Origin of the sequence: Hoeflea algicola, from assembly GCF_026619415.1 — a bacterium.
Classification (GTDB): Bacteria; Pseudomonadota; Alphaproteobacteria; order Rhizobiales; family Rhizobiaceae; genus Hoeflea; species Hoeflea algicola.
Map to the genome: position 1 here is coordinate 4,621,036 of NZ_JAOVZR010000001.1, position 18,315 is coordinate 4,639,350.

15 protein-coding genes and 2 pseudogenes are annotated in these 18,315 nt (G+C 60.3%); 8 read left to right on the plus strand and 9 right to left on the minus strand.

What is annotated here, in order from left to right; genetic code table 11:
* Positions 1-7 precede the first annotated feature (7 nt).
* Together OEG84_RS22375 and OEG84_RS22380 are read left to right on the plus strand one after the other, a co-directional pair.
* Positions 8-1,522 (plus strand): sulfatase family protein, encoded by a 1,515-nt coding sequence (locus OEG84_RS22375; RefSeq protein ID WP_267655810.1) that lies wholly within the window; start codon positions 8-10, stop codon positions 1,520-1,522.
* 339 nt (positions 1,523-1,861) lie between these two features.
* On the plus strand, positions 1,862-2,587 hold the full coding sequence (locus tag OEG84_RS22380; RefSeq protein ID WP_267655811.1) for a spermine/spermidine synthase domain-containing protein: 726 nt from the start codon (positions 1,862-1,864) through the stop codon (positions 2,585-2,587).
* Between the two features lie 100 nt (positions 2,588-2,687).
* Here OEG84_RS22380 and OEG84_RS22385 read toward each other — a convergent pair whose 3' ends face one another.
* The 3 genes from OEG84_RS22385 to OEG84_RS22395 are packed head-to-tail and all read right to left on the minus strand — an operon-like array spanning position 2,688 to position 5,987.
* The gene (locus tag OEG84_RS22385; RefSeq protein WP_267655812.1) at positions 2,688-3,959 is read right to left on the minus strand and encodes a sulfatase family protein; all 1,272 of its coding nucleotides are present in this window, start codon (positions 3,957-3,959) and stop codon (positions 2,688-2,690) included.
* Between the two features lie 13 nt (positions 3,960-3,972).
* Positions 3,973-4,995 carry an ABC transporter ATP-binding protein gene (locus OEG84_RS22390; RefSeq protein WP_267655813.1) on the minus strand — a complete coding sequence of 341 codons (1,023 nt, stop codon included), beginning with the start codon at positions 4,993-4,995 and terminating at the stop codon, positions 3,973-3,975.
* Positions 4,992-5,987, minus strand: a complete 996-nt coding sequence (locus OEG84_RS22395) for an ABC transporter ATP-binding protein (RefSeq protein WP_267655814.1) — start codon at positions 5,985-5,987, stop codon at positions 4,992-4,994. The genes OEG84_RS22390 and OEG84_RS22395 overlap by 4 nt, the downstream gene beginning before the upstream one ends.
* A gap of 183 nt (positions 5,988-6,170) precedes the next feature.
* On the opposite strand from OEG84_RS22395, the gene OEG84_RS22400 reads away from it, so the two are divergent.
* Positions 6,171-7,643 (plus strand): sulfatase family protein, encoded by a 1,473-nt coding sequence (locus OEG84_RS22400; protein WP_267655815.1) that lies wholly within the window; start codon positions 6,171-6,173, stop codon positions 7,641-7,643.
* Positions 7,644-7,653: 10 nt separating this feature from the next.
* Here OEG84_RS22400 and OEG84_RS22405 read toward each other — a convergent pair whose 3' ends face one another.
* Positions 7,654-8,391: a GntR family transcriptional regulator gene (locus OEG84_RS22405; RefSeq protein WP_267655816.1), complete on the minus strand. Its 738-nt coding sequence runs from the start codon at positions 8,389-8,391 to the stop codon at positions 7,654-7,656.
* 164 nt (positions 8,392-8,555) lie between these two features.
* Between OEG84_RS22405 and OEG84_RS22410 the strand changes: the two genes are divergently transcribed.
* The 5 genes from OEG84_RS22410 (at position 8,556) to OEG84_RS22430 (ending at position 14,182) form a co-directional block, all read left to right on the plus strand.
* On the plus strand, positions 8,556-10,127 hold the full coding sequence (locus tag OEG84_RS22410; protein ID WP_267655817.1) for an ABC transporter substrate-binding protein: 1,572 nt from the start codon (positions 8,556-8,558) through the stop codon (positions 10,125-10,127).
* Between the two features lie 80 nt (positions 10,128-10,207).
* Complete coding sequence (locus tag OEG84_RS22415; RefSeq protein WP_267655818.1) at positions 10,208-11,155, plus strand: ABC transporter permease; 948 nt, start codon at positions 10,208-10,210, stop codon at positions 11,153-11,155.
* Positions 11,145-12,062, plus strand: a complete 918-nt coding sequence (locus OEG84_RS22420) for an ABC transporter permease (RefSeq protein ID WP_267655819.1) — start codon at positions 11,145-11,147, stop codon at positions 12,060-12,062. The genes OEG84_RS22415 and OEG84_RS22420 overlap by 11 nt, the downstream gene beginning before the upstream one ends.
* A 51-nt stretch (positions 12,063-12,113) precedes the next feature.
* Positions 12,114-13,136, plus strand: coding sequence for a formylglycine-generating enzyme family protein (locus tag OEG84_RS22425; protein WP_267655820.1), 1,023 nt, complete (start codon positions 12,114-12,116; stop codon positions 13,134-13,136).
* Positions 13,133-14,182 (plus strand): AbrB family transcriptional regulator, encoded by a 1,050-nt coding sequence (locus OEG84_RS22430; RefSeq protein ID WP_267655822.1) that lies wholly within the window; start codon positions 13,133-13,135, stop codon positions 14,180-14,182. The genes OEG84_RS22425 and OEG84_RS22430 overlap by 4 nt, the downstream gene beginning before the upstream one ends.
* A 30-nt stretch (positions 14,183-14,212) precedes the next feature.
* Here OEG84_RS22430 and OEG84_RS22435 read toward each other — a convergent pair whose 3' ends face one another.
* From OEG84_RS22435 to OEG84_RS22455, 5 genes and pseudogenes are all read right to left on the minus strand, one after another.
* Positions 14,213-14,818 carry a nucleotidyltransferase family protein gene (locus OEG84_RS22435; protein WP_267656293.1) on the minus strand — a complete coding sequence of 202 codons (606 nt, stop codon included), beginning with the start codon at positions 14,816-14,818 and terminating at the stop codon, positions 14,213-14,215.
* 131 nt (positions 14,819-14,949) lie between these two features.
* Positions 14,950-15,415: pseudogene (locus tag OEG84_RS22440) on the minus strand (SRPBCC family protein); the annotation flags it as partial.
* 15 nt (positions 15,416-15,430) lie between these two features.
* The gene (locus OEG84_RS22445) at positions 15,431-16,249 is read right to left on the minus strand and encodes an XdhC family protein (RefSeq protein WP_425602881.1); all 819 of its coding nucleotides are present in this window, start codon (positions 16,247-16,249) and stop codon (positions 15,431-15,433) included.
* Positions 16,250-16,251: 2 nt separating this feature from the next.
* Positions 16,252-17,438 (minus strand): annotated as a pseudogene (locus OEG84_RS22450) (vWA domain-containing protein).
* 1 nt (position 17,439) lies between these two features.
* Positions 17,440-18,309, minus strand: a complete 870-nt coding sequence (locus OEG84_RS22455; protein WP_425602931.1) for an AAA family ATPase — start codon at positions 18,307-18,309, stop codon at positions 17,440-17,442.
* Positions 18,310-18,315 lie beyond the last annotated feature (6 nt).

An 18,315-nucleotide genomic window follows, 5' to 3' on the forward strand; every position in this document is an offset into this window, starting at 1 on the left:
GGGTGGCATGAGCAGACGTCCCAATATCCTCTTCATCCTGTCGGACCAGCATTCTCAGAAGATCGCCGGTTGCTATGGTGACGCGCTGTCGCCAACGCCGAATATCGATCGTATCGCCGCGCGGGGCGTGACCTTCGACAACGCCTATTGCGCCTCGCCGATCTGCACCCCGAGCCGGATGTCGCTTTTGACCGGGCGCTGGCCGCACAAACAGAGCTGCTGGACGCTCGAAGACCAGCTTGCCTCCGATCTGCCGACCTACGCCCATGCGCTGGGGGCTGCGGGCTACAGCACCATTCTGGCCGGTCGGCTGCATTCGATCGGCCCGGATCAGCTTCATGGTTTTGACGAGCGTGTGAGCGGTGATTGTTCGCCAAACTGGCTGGGCGCGGGGCGGCAGGATCTGGGCATGTTGGCGGGAACCCAGGGGCCATCGGCGCCCGGTCCCAGTGGCAGCGAAATCCCCGCCGTCAGTATCACTGCATCCGGGCGCGGCCAGTCGGGCTATGAGGTTGTCGATGACGTGACGATGGAAGCTGCCTGCGCAGAATTGGAAAGACTGGGCGCGGAACATGCGGCGGGGTCAACGCAGCCGTTCTGTATGAGCGTCGGTTTCCTGCTTCCGCATTGTCCATTTGTTGCCCGCAATGAAGATTTCGACTTGTTTGATGGCCGCGTCGGGCCGCCCGAAATCAAACGCCCGGCGCCGGAGAAGGAGCATCCATGGCTTGTCAGCTGGCGTCGTTACAGCGGCAGTGAAGCCGCAGGCATCGATGACATCATCCGGGCGCGGACCGCCTATTACGGGCTCGTCCACGCAATGGACCGGAAGATCGGGTATGTACTCGCCGTGCTTGAGGCCGCCGGGCTGGCTGACAATACGCTTGTGATTTATGCGTCCGATCATGGCGAACAGATCGGCGAGCGTGATCTGTGGTGGAAGAACACCTTCTACGAGGAATCGGTGAAAGTCCCGCTGGTCATGGCATGGCCGGGGCACGTGCCCACCGGTGTCCGCAATCAGCGTATCGTCAATCTCAATGATGTTGGCGCCACCATGATCGAGGCCGCCAGCGCACCCCCATTGCCGCGTTCTGATGCGCGCAGCCTGCTGGCAATCGCCGGCGATCCGGACGCGGAATGGACAGACGAAACCTTCAGCGAATATGTAACCGACCTGTCGTCGCTGTGGACCGGCCCGGAGGCGACCTGCCAGCGCATGGTGCGAATGGGACGGTACAAATATGTCCATATCGACGGCTACCGGCCGCAACTTTTCGACCTGGAGAGCGATCCCGAAGAAGCCGTCGATCTGGGGGAAGCGCCTGCCTATGAGGAGGTGCGGCGGCGCTGCGCTGACCGCGTCCTCGACGGCTGGGATCCGCAGGCCATTCGCCGGGAAGTCGATTTGCGATGCGCCGAAAAGGCAGTGCTGCGCGCCTGGGGAGCGAACACGCAGCCGGTGAGCACCCACCAGGTTTCCATTACCGCCGACGACAGCTGGCTTGATTCTCAGCGGTAGCCTTCACATCTAGGTAGCGCACCGGTCCGCGGTTTCTCTGTCTTGACGAGGCTTCTCACATCGCCCGGACTCCGGGGCTTTGTGGAGCAACTGAGTGAACACTGGACGACATTGCCAGAATGGATGATAAGCCTAGTTGAACAACCACAGTCGGTCGCATCATGCTCCTTTCAAGTGACATATCCCGGCAGCCTGCACTGTTTCCCCGGTTGATCGGAGACAGGGCAGACGATGTCCCTGGGTTGCCAGGCTTCTGAGCACTCGGCAACCCCGTTCGTTTCTTCGTCTTTAACCGGGAAACACGGCGGCCATTTGCTGGCCTGCCGACAGGACATTTTCATGACACTCTGGACCGAATTGGACCGCGCCACCACGGCGGCGGGCGACAGCATTGTGCTGCGACAGCGCAAAGACATCTACGAGATCCGCTTCAACGGATCGGAACTGATGTCCAACATCAACCATCAATCCGAAGACACGCTGGCCGTGCGTAGCCTGCGGCTGAACGGGCACCCAGGGGCACGCGTACTGATTGGCGGGCTCGGGATGGGCTTTACCCTTCGCGTTGCGCTCGACATGTTGGATGAGAAATCACAGATTGTTGTCTGCGAACTGATCCCCGAGATTGCAACCTGGAACCGCGGAATATTGAGCAAGCTTGCCGGCCATCCGCTGCGCGACCCGCGTGTCGACCTGCGCATTGAAGATGTGATGGAGACGCTGGAAACCAGCCCGGGTGCATTCGACGTCATCCTGATGGATACCGATAACGGCCCCGATTTCACGGTTCGTCCCGACAACAACAGGCTTTACGAGGCCTATGGCCTAGACGTGGTGCGACATGCGCTGCGGCCGGGCGGGATTGCCGCTTTCTGGTCCTCCGAAATCTCTCCGGAATTCGAACAGCGACTGACAACCCAACCATGGCAATGGCAGCGTGAGGATATTCAGCTGTCGGGCATGCGTGCGGATGCCTTCCACCATATCTACCTCGTCAAGACACGGCACCAAAGAGTGCCTGCATCCACGTCACCATTGCCGGCAAACGCTGCCATGGCGGATTAGGAGAGAAACCTCAATACAGTCTCGCCGTTACCGCGTGGAGTTCACAACGAACAGGCTCCGGATCCGGGAATCCGGAGCCTCGTAGACCTTGAATTCAGACTTATGCCAGCGCCTCGAGCCTTGCGCTGATGGCCTCGTCAACCGCAGCCGCCAGTTCTTCACCACGGGTGTCGCCGATCTCAAGGGCCGTGCGCTTCATACGGCCCGTCAATTCGGCAATCTTTGCCGCATAATCCGGGTAGTGCTTGAAGCGCTGGAACCCGCCATCGTCGCGCGGAGTCACGAACACATTGAGTTCCTCTTCCGGGTCGACGCGCAGATCATAGAGTTCATGGGCCCCATTGGCGGAGGCGATCAGCTTCCAGTCAGGTGTGCGGATGGCGCGCTGCTCGATCTTGCTGACATGGGTGATGTTCTGAACGTAGTAATCGTCGCGCCAGTCGCCGGGTTCTTCGCCCATCAGGATCGGCCTGAGGCTGCGGCCCTGCATGTTGCCCGGAATTTCCGCGTCGGCAAAATCGAGCATGGTCGGCGCCAGATCTTGCAACCCGATCGGCAAGCCGGTTCGCGTTGACGGCGCGATGCCAGGTCCTTCGACAATGAAGGGGATCTTGATGGCATCGTCGTGGCAGACAAATTTATGCTCGCCTTCCGGGCGGTAGAAGAACGTGTCGCCGTGATCGGAAAAATAGATCACCACCGTATTGTCGGCGAGCCCGGTTTCTTCGAGCGCCGCGCGGATGCGTCCGAGGTCATGATCCAGCGCGCTGACGGCCGCATAGTAGCCGGCGAAGGGCACGCCGCGGCCGCGATAGGGCTCGTAGAAGCGCTCCGGCGCGGAATAGGGGTCATGGGGGTAGAAGCTGAGCACCATCGCGAACGGATCGCTGGTCGCGGTTTGGCTTTCCAGAAACGCGACTGCCGCATTGGTCTGCCGGTCGGGGCGGTACTCGCCGTCGAGCTTGCCATCCATCCAGTGGCCCTTGCGCGAATTGAACGATTCCTCCCAGACGTCGAAGAATGGCGGCTGGGTTTCGCCGAGATGCCACTTGCCGAAATGTGCTGTGAGATAACCGGCTTTCTGAAGATGATCGAAAACCGTCTGCTTGACGGCGGAGTGCGAGGCAAAGGCATTGTCGACGCCATAGAGATTGTCGATCAGTTCATGGGCGTGTGGGTAGACCCCGGTCCACATCGTGCCGCGCGCCGGGGTGCAGACCGGCCAGGGCGTGAAGGCGGCATCGAACGACTTGCCGGCGGCTGCCATCGCATCGGTGCCCGGTGTCACGGTAAACCGGTTGCCATAGGAGGCAAGTGAATCGCTGCGTTGCTGATCCGACAGAACAAGCACAATGTTGGGACGTTTGGCCATTTTGATTTCCTTGTCAGACAGAAGCGGTGTCAAGAGTCGGCTCCGTTCCTGCCAGATGACAGGAGACAGATTGTCCGGGCGCGATCTCGCGCAGTCGGGGCGGTTCGGAACTGCAGCGCGGAATGGCAATCGGGCAGCGCGTGTGGAAACGGCACCCGCTTGGCGGGTTGGCGGCACTCGGCACATCGCCCTTGATCGTAAAGAACGACTTTCGCCCCTTGGCGGACGAAGGAACCGATTGCAACAGCGCCTGAGTATAGGGATGGGCAGGGGTGTCGAAAATCGATCGGCGCAAGCCAAGTTCGACGATCTGGCCGAGATACATCACCGCCACGCGCTCGGAGATATGTCGCACCACGCCCAGATCATGCGAGATGAAGAGATAGGTCAGCCCGAGTTCGTGTTTGAGATCCTGAAGCAGGTTCAGGATCTGCGCCTGCACCGAGACATCGAGCGCCGACACCGCCTCGTCGCAGACAATGAACGCCGGTTCCAGAGCCAGCGCCCGGGCGATGCAGATGCGCTGCCGCTGCCCGCCAGAGAATTCATGCGGATAGCGGCCGGCGTGAAAGGCGGAAAGCCCGACCAGATTCAAAAGCCGCCGCAGCGTTCTTTCGCGCTCAACGGCATCACTGATGCCATGAATGACCAGCGGCTCGACGATCAGTTCGCCTGCCGTCATGCGCGGGTTAAGCGCGCCGAACGGGTCTTGAAAAATGATCTGCATGTCGCGCCGCATGGCGCGCATTTCCGGTGGGCTCAGGGCGAGAATATCGGCGCCGTTGAATTTGACGCTTCCCGATGTCACGTCGAGCAACCGCAGCAACAGCCGTCCCGTCGTGGTTTTGCCGCAGCCGCTTTCGCCAACAAGCCCGAGCGTCTCGCCGCGCATGATGTCAAAGCTGACATCGTCGACAGCCCGGATGGTGCGCTTGGCGGACAACAAGCCATCCTTGCCGGCAATGAAATCCTTGCACAGGTGCTTGACCTCGAGGATCGGATCGCCAGCCGGAGCGGAAGTGTGTGGCAGGCTCATGGCTTGACCTGCGTGAACTGGTAACCGGTGTTGCGAATGCAGGCGGCGCGGTGCGACTGGCCGCAATCGACAAGCGCCGGAACCGCCGTTGCGCACACCGGCCGGGCATAGTTGCAGCGCGGTTCGAACCGGCAACCGGGCGGCTGGTCGAAGATCGGCGGAACCGACCCCTTGATCGCCTGAAGCCGTTCCTCGTCGTGATCAACCGGCGGGATGCTGGCAAGCAGCCCTTCGGTATAGGGATGCAGCGGATTATTGAACATTGCGTCGGCGCTGGCGTCTTCGAGCACTTGTCCCAGATACATGATCAACACCCGGTCGGTGAACGCCGACACCACGCCCAGATCATGGCTGATGAGGATGATGCCCATCTTGTACTCGGCCTGCAAGTCGAGCATCAGATCAAGGATCTGCGCCTGAACAGTCACGTCCAGCGCTGTCGTCGGTTCATCGGCAATCAGCAGTTTCGGCTGGCACATCAGCGCCATGGCGATCATCACCCGCTGCCGCATGCCGCCCGACAGCCGGTGCGGATAATCGTCGATGCGCTGTTCGGGCGAGGGGATGCCGACCCTCCGCAAGGCTTCGATTGATCGCTCACGCGCCTCACGCCGCCCCACTTTCAGATGGCGCCTGACCGTCTCCATGATCTGGTCGCCAATAGTCAGCACCGGGTTGAGCGCGGTCATCGGCTCCTGGAAGATCATGCCCATCGAGGCGCCGCGCAACTCTTCCAGCCGGCTCTCGCTGGCGTTGGTCAGGTCTTCGCCGTTAAGCCGCAGGGCCGAGGCAGTGACAACCCCGTTACGCGGTAATAGCCCCATGATCGACAGCGCGGTCATGCTCTTGCCGCTGCCGCTTTCACCAACGATCCCCAATATCTCGCCCGGCGAAAGCGTGAAGGAGAGGTTCTTGACGATGTTCAGGCCGTGGAATGAAACGGTAAGGTCTTCAACCTCCAGCAACGGCGGCGGTGTGTGGGAACCGTTCATGGTGGTGTGGGGTTCGTGGGTGGCCGGCACATGCATTCCCGTTCGGTTCGAAAAACGCTTTGTTGGTTTTAATATTGTATACTATAATACGATTAGCAAGTCTCAAGTACCTTCTCGCTGTCGCGCTCCGTCCGTGGTTATGGTGCCGGTCGATGCTATTATACGCAACCGGAAACGGGTATCATGAATCAGCCAAACATCATTGTCGTTCTCGTTGATCAGATGCGGCGCGACGCGCTGAGCTGTGCCGGCGATCCAAATGTACGCACCCCCAACCTCGACAGGCTCGCTTCCCGTGGCGTTCGCTTTACCTCGGCCTGTTCGACGTTTCCTGCCTGTGTGCCGTTCAGGTTTTCAATGGTGACCGGTGAATACGCCCATTCCAGAAATGTGCCTGCGCTTGGCTACCGGCTGTCTCCGGCGGAGCATACGTTGGGCGATGCGCTGAAATCACAAGGCTATGCCACGGCCTATATCGGCAAATGGCACCTCTATTCGGCCTATGGCGTCAGCGGCGGCCTGACCCTGTCGCAGGCAAGCAGGACGCCGATCCCGGCCAGTCACCGCCGCGGATTTGACTATTGGCGCGGTTTCGAACTTCGCAATGATTTCTACGACACCGCCTATTTTGTCGATGACGATCCGGTGCCGCGGCGTCTTCCCGGCCATCAGACCGACGGGCTGTTTGATCTGGCTGCCCATTATCTCGAAGCAGATAGGCCGGAGGATCAGCCGTTTTTCCTGTTGCTGTCGGTCGAGGCGCCGCATCCGCCCTTTATGGCGTCGGAGCAGAGTCTGAAGCGTGTCCGCGATCGCGGGCCGATGGTGCCGCGGCCAAATGTAGATCTTGCTGCCATCAGCTTCTTTCCGCCCGAATGGCATGAGGAAAGCGGGCCGGCGGGAAAGGTCGACCCGGATGACCCCGCGTCGGTGGCGCGGGTGGCCGAAGCCAATATGCAGGCCTATTACGCCATGATCGAGATGATCGACGACAACATGGGAAAGCTGGACACGGTTCTGGAACAGACTGGCTTGGCGGATAACACCGTGGTCGTGTTCCTCTCCGATCACGGGGAACTTGGCGGCAGCCACGGCTTGCTGGGCAAGGCGGAGCCCTGGGAGGAATCGGTAGGCGTGCCGCTGATTGTCGCCGGTCCCGACCGTTACGTTGCCGGCCACGGCGCGACCGCGTCTGTACCGGTCAACACCGAGGACCTGTTTCCAACATTTGTCGGGCTGACCGGCGGTTCAGCGTCCGCGCGCTTCACCGGAATGAATTTGGCGCCGTTCATCCGTGGCGAATGTGCGGAGCCGGTCCGCGATGGCGTGTTGCTGGAATTCGTCACCGAAACCCGGTCTAACCGCTCCTATTACGACGAGACCTGGCGCGGGATCAGGTCCGATCACCTCAAATACACGGTGATCGGCGACCGGGCAGGGGCCCGGCCATGGCAGCTGTTTGATCTTTCAACCGACCCCTATGAAATGAACAATCTGGTGGACCAGTCAGCCGGCGCCGATCTGGCAGCCGACATGCACGGCCGTCTGATTGGGCTTCTCGACCGTAGCGGCGATGATTACGCGCTGGCACCCGCCTTCGGGCATCCGGCGCGCAATGCGGTGGTGCCGGATGCAGAGGTCGCACGCAGCATTTAGCTGTGAGCCCTCAATCGGTGTTGTCGCGATGCTCAAGCATCCGCAATTGCTCGACGAGCTTCTCATAGTCCACGGCACGCGAGTATTCGAGGATATGGACTTCCATCAGCTTGTCGAATGCGCTCCGGTCGCCCTTGCGCAAGGCGTCTATGACGTCGTCATGCTCGGCGACAATGGCCTTTATGTCCTTCTTCAGGGTCGAAAGGCCGAAGATGATCGTCAGCTGCCGCGACAGCGGCTTCCAGGTGCGTACCAGCGTGTCATTGTCCGACAACTCGCAAAGGCAGAGATGAAACGCGGTATCGAGGCTTGCCACCAAAAAGCCGTCGCCGGCATCGGCTGCAGCATGCATCTGGGTGACGATGTCCTCAAGCGGAGCCAGGATCGCCGGATCTGCCATTGCCCGTGCGATCACTTCAGCACCGGCGAGCTTTTCCAGCGCAAGACGAACCTTGAGGGTTTTTTCGAGCCGATCAATATTGACGCTCATCAGCCGCATGCCGCGGTAACGTTCGCTGACAACTACCCCCTGGCTCTCCAACAGCCGCAATGCCTCGCGAACCGGGATCCGGCTGACGTTCAGCGAGCGCGCGACTTCCGCCTCGACGATCCTGTCTCCGGGCAGAAATATTCCCTTGGCGGTCGCTTCCACAATCGCATCAACGACCTGATCAACAAGGGTTTTCGTCGTCAGCGGGGCGAGGCTGGAGAAGTTTCTTTTTGGTCGTGGCGCTTTAGCAGTCGACATGAAGAGTGAATTCCTTGACATTCTGGCGTTAAGCGAACATCGTATACGATAATACGATAATACGATAATACAAAACACCCCGGAAACGCCGATATAGCGGCAAAGGGGGGCACCCCACAAGCCTGTGCGGTGTCGCGGGAACGACAACAGGGAGATGAGAAGAAATGGGAGTATATCACCAATTGAAATCATTGGGCCGGGCATTGACCGTGACGGGGGCGCTTGTGCTTTCGACTGCGTTCCTGGCCGGTGGCGCCATGGCCCAGACCATGGGCGGCGACTTTATCGTCGTTCAAGGCTCCAATCCGCCAAGCCTTGATGCGATGTCGACGTCTTCACAGGCGTCACGCAACATCAACATGAATATCTACGAGCCGCTCTACGGCTTCAGCGAAGCCGTGACGCCGATTCCGATCCTCGCCGAAACCTGCGAGATCTCCGATGACGGGCTCACCTATCGCTTTCCCTTGCGCAAGGGTGTGAAATTCCACAACGGCAAGGAAATGACCGCCAAGGACGTCAAGGCATCGCTTGAGCGCTACCGCAAGGTCGGCGCCACCGGCAATCTTCTCGATCCGGTCGAAAGCATCGAGATCACCGGCGACTACGAAGTCACCTTCACCATGAAGAAGGCGACGCCGACATTTCTGGAGGCCTTTTCCTCTCCACGCGCACCTGCGGTCATCATTCCCGAAGAAGACGCGGAGACTGAAGCCGGCAAGAACAGCTTCGTCGGAACCGGCCCCTACAAATATGTTGAGTATGTTCCCGATAGCCACGTCAAGCTCGAGCGGTTCGCAGACTACAGCGCCGATACGCGCTCAACCGGGATCGACGGCTTTGGCGGCAACAAGACTGCCTATTTTGATACGGTCACCTTCCGCATCATCACTGAACCGGGTGCCCAGGTTGCCGCACTTGAAGCAGGCGAAGTTCACTTGCTTGAGCAGATTCCGGTGCCTGCCGCGCGGCGCCTGGAAGGCAATGCCGATATTGTCACCTACGAGAACATGCCCTGGGCGTTCAACACCTTCATTTTCAACATGAATGTGCCGCCGTCCGACAATCCCAAGTTCCGCGAAGCCGTTCAGGTTGCGCTGAACATGGAAGAAATCATGGGCATCACCACCGAAGGCTTGTTCCAGCTTGATCATGGCTGGCAATATGCCGGCACGACCTATGATGCGGGTGACATCGGCAAGGAGTACTACAATCAGGCCGACGCGGATCGCGCCAAGGCGCTGCTCAAGGAAGCGGGGTATAATGGCGAGGAATTCTCGATCCTGACCGACGGCAACATCCCCGGTCATTCGAAGTCCGCCATCGTCATCGCCGAACAACTCAACGCCATCGGTATCAATGCTGTCGTTAATCAGGTTGACTGGCCAACAGCGCTGAAAATCAGGCTGCAGCCTGAAGGCTGGAACGGCTGGACGCTGCAGATGGGCATCGAGCCCTATCTTGGCCCGGTCGGACTGATTGCAACGCTGACAGGCGAGAAGCCGCATTTCATCAAGAACGATCCCGAACTTGATCAGCTTTACGAGGAACTCATTTCCGGTTCGACCGTGGAGGCCCGCAAGGCCACCTTCGCCAAGATCCAGACGCGTATGTACGAGTTTTTCGGTGTCATCAAGCTTGGCAATATCGGGCTGATGCAGGCCAGCCGGTCAAATGTGAAGGGCTTCAAGCCGTTCCGTTTCCCGCGCGTCTACAACGTCTGGTTTGAAGACTAAGCCGGTTTGACCAGATAGGGTCGGCGGGAGGCAGTCCGCTTCCCGCCGACCCACCCATCGCCTTCTCGGGGGAGAGAAACTTGATCCGGTTCGTTGCAGGTCGTCTTCTCAGCGCCATCCCAATTCTCTTTGTCGTGTCGCTGGTCACATTCCTGATCATCTGGATCGTTCCCGGCGATGTCACCGCCGAGATTGCCGGTGGCGATGCCACACCTGCCGAACTCGAAGCCATCCGCCAGAACCTTGGTCTCGACCGACCGCTCTTGGAGCGCGCTTTGGCATGGTATGGCCAGTTGCTGCAAGGCGATCTTGGCCATTCCTACCTGTTGAACCGCTCGGTAAGCGATGCTGTTTTCGAGCGGCTGCCGATCACCCTGTCGCTCGCCGGCCTTTCGCTGGTCATTGCTACCGTGATCGGAATCTTGCTCGGCATTCTCGCCGCGGTCCGCCAGAACACCTGGCTCGATCAGGGCGCGATGGTCACAGCGTTGATTGGTCTTTCGGTGCCCGACTTCTGGTTCGGCATTGTCATGATCATTCTGTTCGGCGTGTTTCTGGGCTGGCTTCCCACCGGCGGTTACGTTCCGATCACCGAAGACTTTTTTGGCTGGGTGCGAAGCATGACACTGCCCGCCCTGACGCTGGCCTTTACGCAAATGGGCGTAATTGCCCGAATGACCCGGTCGAGCATGCTCGATGTGCTCAATCAGGATTTCGTGCGCACAGCCAAGGCCAAGGGAATGCGCGCCCGCACGGTGATTTTCAAACATGCGCTGATCAACGCCATGGTACCGATCATCACCGTTGTCGGTGTCATCACCGGGGTGCTGCTGAGCGGCGCGGTGGTGATTGAATCGGTGTTTTCGCTCCCGGGCGTCGGCAGGCTGATCATCGGCTCGATCCAGAGGCGCGATTTCCCGATCATCCAGGGTGGTCTGCTGGTGACGGCGGCGATTTTCGTCTTCGTCAATATCATTGTCGATGTGCTCTATGTCTGGTTTGACCCGAGGGTTCGTGATGACCGCTGAGCCCGTGCACCCCGAGGACACGCTCTCGCTGGGCGCTGAAATGGCAGCCGCGCGAAGGCGACGCTGGCGTCAGCTTGCCGGCCGGCTGCTCTCCCACCGCTCGTTTTCCTTCGGGTTGGTGATCCTTGCGATCTTTGTATTTGTCGCCCTGTCTGCCGATCTCATCGCGCCCTATGAGCCGAGCCGCAGCGATTACCGTTCGATCCTCATGCCGCCATCCTACGAGCACTGGTTCGGCACCGATTCCTTCGGCCGGGACATCGCCAGCCGCATCATCTACGGCACCCGCGTATCGCTGCGCATCGGCCTCATTGTCGTTCTGACAACCGGAATTCTCGGCACGCTGCTTGGCACTTTGGCAAGCTATGTTCGCTGGCTCGACAGCCTTATCATGCGTACGCTCGATGGTTTGATGGCGTTTCCCGGCGTGCTGCTGGCCATTGCCCTCGCTGCAGCGCTCGGACCGTCCGAAATCAACGCCATCATCGCGCTCACAGTTACCTTCACCCCTCGCACGGCGCGCATTGTTCGCGCCAGCGTGCTGGTGGTTCAGGGCATGCAGTTCATTGAGGCGGCGCATGCAGTTGGCGCAAGCCACGCGCGCATCATCTTCCGCTATATCCTCGCTAATGCCTTGTCGCCATTGATCGTCCAACTGACTTTCGTCTTTGCCGTGTCGATCGTCGCCGAGGCGATCCTGAGCTTTCTCGGCGTTGGCCCGCCACCGCCGGCACCGTCGCTCGGTAACATCATCGCCGATGGTCGTACCTATATTCAGGAAGCCTGGTGGATTGCCGTGTTCCCCGGTATCGCCATTGCGGTTGCCGTGCTGAGTCTCAATTTGATGGGCGACGGACTGCGCGACATCATCGACCCACGGCAGCGCAATTTGCGCGGCGGCGCCTGAAACGGCGCGTGGTGTGGGGCAAACCCGATGATCGAACGACAGCGGGGCAAAATGAACCAACAGGTTGATCATGCGGCAGCCGACAAGCCCGCAAAAAGCTGTTGTGTTCCATCAGCCCCGGCCAAGCCTGGCGCCGTCACGTTGGATCAGGTTCCACTCGCAGATGGGCGGGAAGATCCCGGCAGTCGGGATATGGTCTGGATCGAGGGCGCAACGTCTTATGTCGGCACCGATCATCCGGTGCTGCCAATCGATGGCGAGGCGCCGCGGCGCAAGGTGCGTTTGCGCAGCTACGGCATTGATCGTTTTGCCGTCACCAATAAGCGCTTTACCGCATTCGTTGAATCGACAGGATTTGTCACAGAAGCCGAGCAGTACGGCTGGTCGTTTGTCTTCTGGGCTTTCGTTACCACCGAGATTGCGAAAGCCGTGCCGGCAGCGCCGGAAGCGCCCTGGTGGCTCAGGATCGAGGGCGCCTGCTGGAAACATCCCGAAGGCCCCGGTTCCGATGTGGATGACCGTGTAAACCACCCGGTGGTGCATGTTTCCTGGCGTGACGCCAGGGCCTTTGCGGCTTGGGCAGGCGGGCGGCTGCCGAGCGAAGCCGAGTGGGAGCACGCGGCCCGCGGCCCGCATGGCGGCGTCTACCCCTGGGGTGATCGCAATCCCGACGATCACGATTTCTTCCCCTGCAATATCTGGCAGGGGCATTTTCCCGATACCAATCTGACGCTTGACGGCCATGCCGGCACAGCACCTGTCGATACGTTCGAACCCAATGGCTTCGGTCTCTACAACATGGTCGGCAATGCCTGGGAATGGTGTGAGGATCCGTTTCGCGTCCGCTCGCTGTCGAGCAACGGCAAACTACGCAATCAGGTTGCCAAAAGCCAACAGCAGCGCCTGATGAAGGGTGGCTCCTATCTGTGTCATCAAAGTTATTGCCATCGCTACCGTATCGCCGCCCGGCTCGGCTGTCCGCCCGACAGCGGCACGGGCCATGTCGGTTTTCGGCTTGCCTATGACCGGGAGGGGAAATCGGAGGCGCAGAATAGTCCGCTCGACAGGCCATGAGAGCGGCTTCCTGGTCGGCATTACGGCGGGTGGCGATATTGCTTGGCGTCTTTGCGGCAGCCTTTGTGGCGGGCCAGCTCGGCACCTGGTTGCACGCGCCGCTGGCCTGGATGATCGGGCCGATGATCACCACTGCGGCCATCACCCTGCTATTCAGCCAGAGAGCGCCGCCGGCCTTGCTGCGGGTTATCGGCCAACTTGTGATCGGCGGCGCGCTCGGTCTGCACCTGACACCAGACGCCTTTGACCGCATCATTGCAAATGCGGTGCCGATCATTGCCGGTGCCCTGATACTGACGGCTGCGGCGACCGCCTACGGTGTCGCGCAATCCCGTCTGTTTGGCGTCCATCGCGCAACCGCGCTTTATTCCACGGTGCCTGGTGGCCCAATCGAGATGGCGCTGCTGGCAACCCAGAACGGTGGTGATGGCGCGCGCACCGCGCTGGCACAGACCTTGCGGATCGTCTTCGTCGTGCTGGTGTTTCCCCCCGCGCTCACCATCGCTGCCGTATCCGCGCCGGCCGTGGCGATTGCCGCCGGCGGATGGTGGGACACGGCACTGCTGGCCGCAATCGCCCTGGCTGCCGGTCTGGCCGCAAGCATGGTTCGCCTCACCAGCCCGTTTTTCCTCGGCCCGATGATGGTTGTCGGCGCGCTGGCGGCGTCGGGTATCCCGCACGCCACCCACCATGCCGGCGTCGTTCCCGCCGCGCAGATCCTGCTTGGGGTTTCGCCGGGATCGATGTTCCGGCGCGATCTGTTTCGCGGCGCCGGGCGGTTCTTGCTCGGCACCTGCCTGTCGACAGCCTTCCTCATAGCGGTCTCGGCGATGGTCTCGCTGATCCTCGGTTACCTCTATGATATCGACCTTGCCACCATGATGCTGGCAAACGCGCCCGGCGCGGTAACCGAAATGGTGATCACCGCCGAGGTGCTGCGGCTCGACGTCGCCACTGTCGCCAGCTTTCAGTTCGTCCGGATCGCGATTGCGCTGACACTGGTGGGCGTGATCGACCGCTTTCTCAAGCAACATAGGCCCGCATGATGGGGATGGTATGCCCTCGCTATAGCCGTGTCACGTGGCTGGCGGTTGTGCCTTCTGAAAGGATTCGAGGTCGTCCAGCGTGTCGAGGTCGGTGAAATAGGCAGGGTTATCAAAGGCCACCTGGTTGACCTTGTCCGGGTTGTTGCGGGTGAATTTCCGGCAGCCGGGGTTGGTCTTGTCTGACAGCAACGATGCCTTCAACGCCAGCGGGATGACCAGTGGATTACCGCGATCAGTGCCGTTCACCGGTATGGTAATGCGTGTTTCGTCGCTGGCCCTGTGCGCAGCAAGAAGCTGTCTCAGTGCTTCATTATCCAGGAGCGGTTGATCGCCCAGTACGACAAGCGTTGTCCTTGCCTCCGGCACCGCGTTCAGTCCGGAAACCACAGAGCTTGCCTGTCCCGAAGCATAATCCGGGTTGTGAATGAACCTGACGTTGAGCCCCGCCAGCACCTGTTCGATGACGGCTGCCTGATGGCCAGTCACAACGGTAACCGGCGCATCACACACGGCTGCACAGGCCGACACCGTGTTCCGGATCATCGCAGCGCCGTTGATGTCGATAAGCAGTTTGTTGACCGCTCCCATCCGGCGAGACAGGCCTGCTGCCAGAACGATTGCCGCCGTGTCATACATCAATCATATGTCTCCTTGTCCCTCCGGCCGCACGTGCTTCGAATAGGGCCGCCAGACAGGCAATTAGCTAGCGCGGGTTACAAGGAATCGCGCAAGCGGCCGACCCAGCCCTTCTTGGCCGCAACTTCCTAGGCCTCTGCTTGTTCGACAGCCGGCGGCGGACCGACAATTTCGCTGAATTTGGCAAAGAACTCGCCGGCCAGCTTCTTCGCCGTGCCATCGATCAGGCGGCTGCCAAGCTGAGCGATCTTGCCTCCGATTTCGGCCTTGACGGTGTAGTTGAGCATGGTTGCATCGCCTTCAGGCACCAGATCAACTTTCGCTCCGCCCTTGGCAAAGCCGGCCATGCCGCCGGAACCTTCGCCGCTGATGGTGTATCCGTTTGGTGGGTTGAGATCCGACAACGTCACCTTGCCGGTAAAACTCGCCTTCACCGGACCGACCCGCAATGTCACCTTGGCGTTCATCTCGGTATCGGAGGTCTTTTCGATGAGACTCGCAACCGGGAATGCACTGGCGCAGGATGTCGACGTCATTCAAGGCGGCATAGACTTCTTCGCGGGAGGCTTCGATGCGCTGTGATCCGTTCATTTCCATATTGGTTTGTCCTTGTCAGAGTGTGCGTTGGCCGCGGCGGCGGATTTCGATCATTTCGGCGACAATCGAGAACGCGATTTCGTCGGGCGTGATGGCGCCGAGATCGAGACCCGCCGGGGCATGAATGTTTTCAAGCTGTGCAGCCTGTATGCCTGATTCTACCAAATCGGCTTTTAAAGCGGCAGCCTTTTTGCGTGAGCCGACAAATGCCAGGTATTTTGAAGGCACCTGCACCGCCGCCTTGAGCGCCGCGCTGTCGCCGCGGCCCTGGGTGGCAATCACCACATAATCCCTTTCACTGCCGTCGGTTGGAATGGCGTAGCCATCAATCAGCCTATCGGTTTCACCAAAGCCGGCGTGGTCATCCGCCGGCGCGCAGATGGTGACGAAGAACCCCATCCGCCGGGCGAGATCGGCAAGCGCAACGGCAACTGGTGAGGCGCCGCAAATCGTCAGATGCGGCCGCGGCAACACCGGTTCGACAAACACATCCATGGTTCCCTGGCTGGGACACATGTTCTTGGCGTAGACCACGCCTTCGCGCACCTCGCCGGGTTTGACCTGATGCTCCGAGAGCTGCTCGTCGGGCTGGATGCTGACAAGCCGCGATTGACCATCGGCAAGTGCTTCCCGCGCAGCCTTCAACACTGCGCCACGGGCGCAGCCACCGCCGATCCAACCCTCGGTGATGGTACCGTCGCTTCGGATCACCGCCTTGGCGCCAGCCTTTGCGGCTGTGACCGATACCGTGCGCACGACGGTCGCCAGCGCGAACGGCTCGCCCTTGGTTTTGTAATCATTCATCAGATCCAGAATGTCGGACTGCCGTGGCATGGTCATATCCTCGCCAGATAGGGTTCTAGGTTTTTAAGGCTCTCCAGATTGTGGGCTGGAGCGAACAGGTCGATATAGGGCAACGCCGCCTTCATGCCGGCGGCCTCCGGCGCGTAGCCCTGCCAGCCGATCATCGGGTTGAGCCAGGCAATGCGACGGCAGCGGCGGCGCAATGCCTGCATCTCGATCCCGAGATTTTCAGCCGAACCGGTGTCGTAGCCGTCCGAGACGATCATGACGCAAGTGCGCGAATGAATGCAGCGTTTGGCATGCCAGCGATTGAAGGTGGCGAGGCTCTCGCCAATCCGGGTTCCGCCTCCGGTGCCCTGCGCCAGCAACGACATGCGCTCCATGGCGCGTTGCGGATTGCGCTCGCGCAGGGCCGGCGAGATGTGGATCAAACGGGTGTGGAACACAAAGGCTTCGGCCTCGCGAAAGCTGTCGAGAACGCCGTGCATGAAGCGTAGGAAAACAGCCGAATAGAGGTTCATTGAACCTGACGCATCCAGCAGCACCACAAGCCGCAAAGGCTTGTCCTTGCGCTTGCGGCGGATCAGCTCCAGCGGCGTGCCGCCATGGGCGATGCTTTTGTGAATGGTTCGCCTGAGATCCAGCCGTTGACCGGAGCGCCGCGCATGCATCCGGCGTGTCAGCCGCGCGCGCATGCTTTTGGCAAGGCGTTCTGCAAGCTCGTGCGCAGCGGCCAGATCTTCGGGTTGCGAGAGGTGACGAAAATCGGTTTTTGACAGAAGCTCGGTCCGTGATGCGCCTTCGCGCTTGGACTGGCCGGTTTCGGAAACTTCACTGCCTTCGCCGCGCTCGACATGATCGGCCTGATCGCTTTCGCCAAAGCCGCGCTTGCCCGCCGTCTGGGTTTGCAGACCGGCCGGAGATTTTTTGGCGCGCCGGAAATTCGCGTCGCCGATTTCATCCCGCGTTGCAACCAGTAGGCATCGAATATCTCGTCAAATTTCTGCCAATCCGATTGCCTGCTGCACAACAGGGTTTTCAAACTCGCGCGCAGGCGCGTGGGCCGGGTCGCATTGCCGCCGCTCAGGATCGTCAGGGCATCACGAGTTTCAGCCAAACCGACGACAAACCCGTTGTCGCGCAAGACATGGGCGAAGCCATTGAGCTTCGTCCTGGCGCCTGCGCCGAGCGGGTTTTCCATAGGCAGCGCGGCGCTCATCTCAGGCCACCTTGCCGAGCAGCCGGTCGGTGACCTCACGGGTCATGCCGGATTTGTCTTCAGCAGTCTTGATCAGGCACATCAATGTTTCGTGAACCGTCTCCGGTTCATCGCGCAAATGGCGAATGTCGAGGCCAGCCAGAGTGGCAGCCCAGTCCAGCGTTTCGGCGACGCCCGGTGATTTGCGCAAGTCTTCCTTGCGGATGAGGCTGACCATATTGGCGATCTGCAGTGCCAGATCGGTGTCGATGCCGGGTAGGCGCGACAGGATGATTCTGGCTTCGCGGTCGACATCGGGATAGTCGACATAATGGTAGAGACAGCGACGGCGCAGGGCATCGCTGAGTTCGCGTGTGCCATTGGATGTCAGGATGACACGGGGAATGGTGGTCGCCGTGATCGTTCCCAATTCCGGAATCGAGACCTGGAAGTCTGACAGCAGTTCGAGCAGGAACGCCTCGAACTCTTCGTCCGCCCGGTCCACCTCATCGATCAGCAGAACAGGAGACTTCTCCTGCCTGATCGCGGCCAGCAGCGGACGTTCGAGCAGATAGGCCTCGCTGAAAATATGCTCCTCGACTGCAGCGGCATCGGTGCCTTCGCGTGCCTTGATGGCCAGCAATTGGCGTTGATAGTTCCATTCATAGAGGGCCGCACTCTGGTCGAGCCCCTCGTAGCATTGCAGCCGGATCAGTTTGGTATCGTGGGCAAGGGCCAAGGCCCGTGCCACTTCTGTTTTGCCGACGCCAGCTTCGCCCTCAAGCAGCAGCGGCCGCTTGAGGCTCTCCATAAGCCATAGCGCCGTGGCCAGATCGCGATCGGGAATATACCCGACCGCGGCCAGTTGCGTGGCGACCTTTTCCTGTGGAATTTTCAC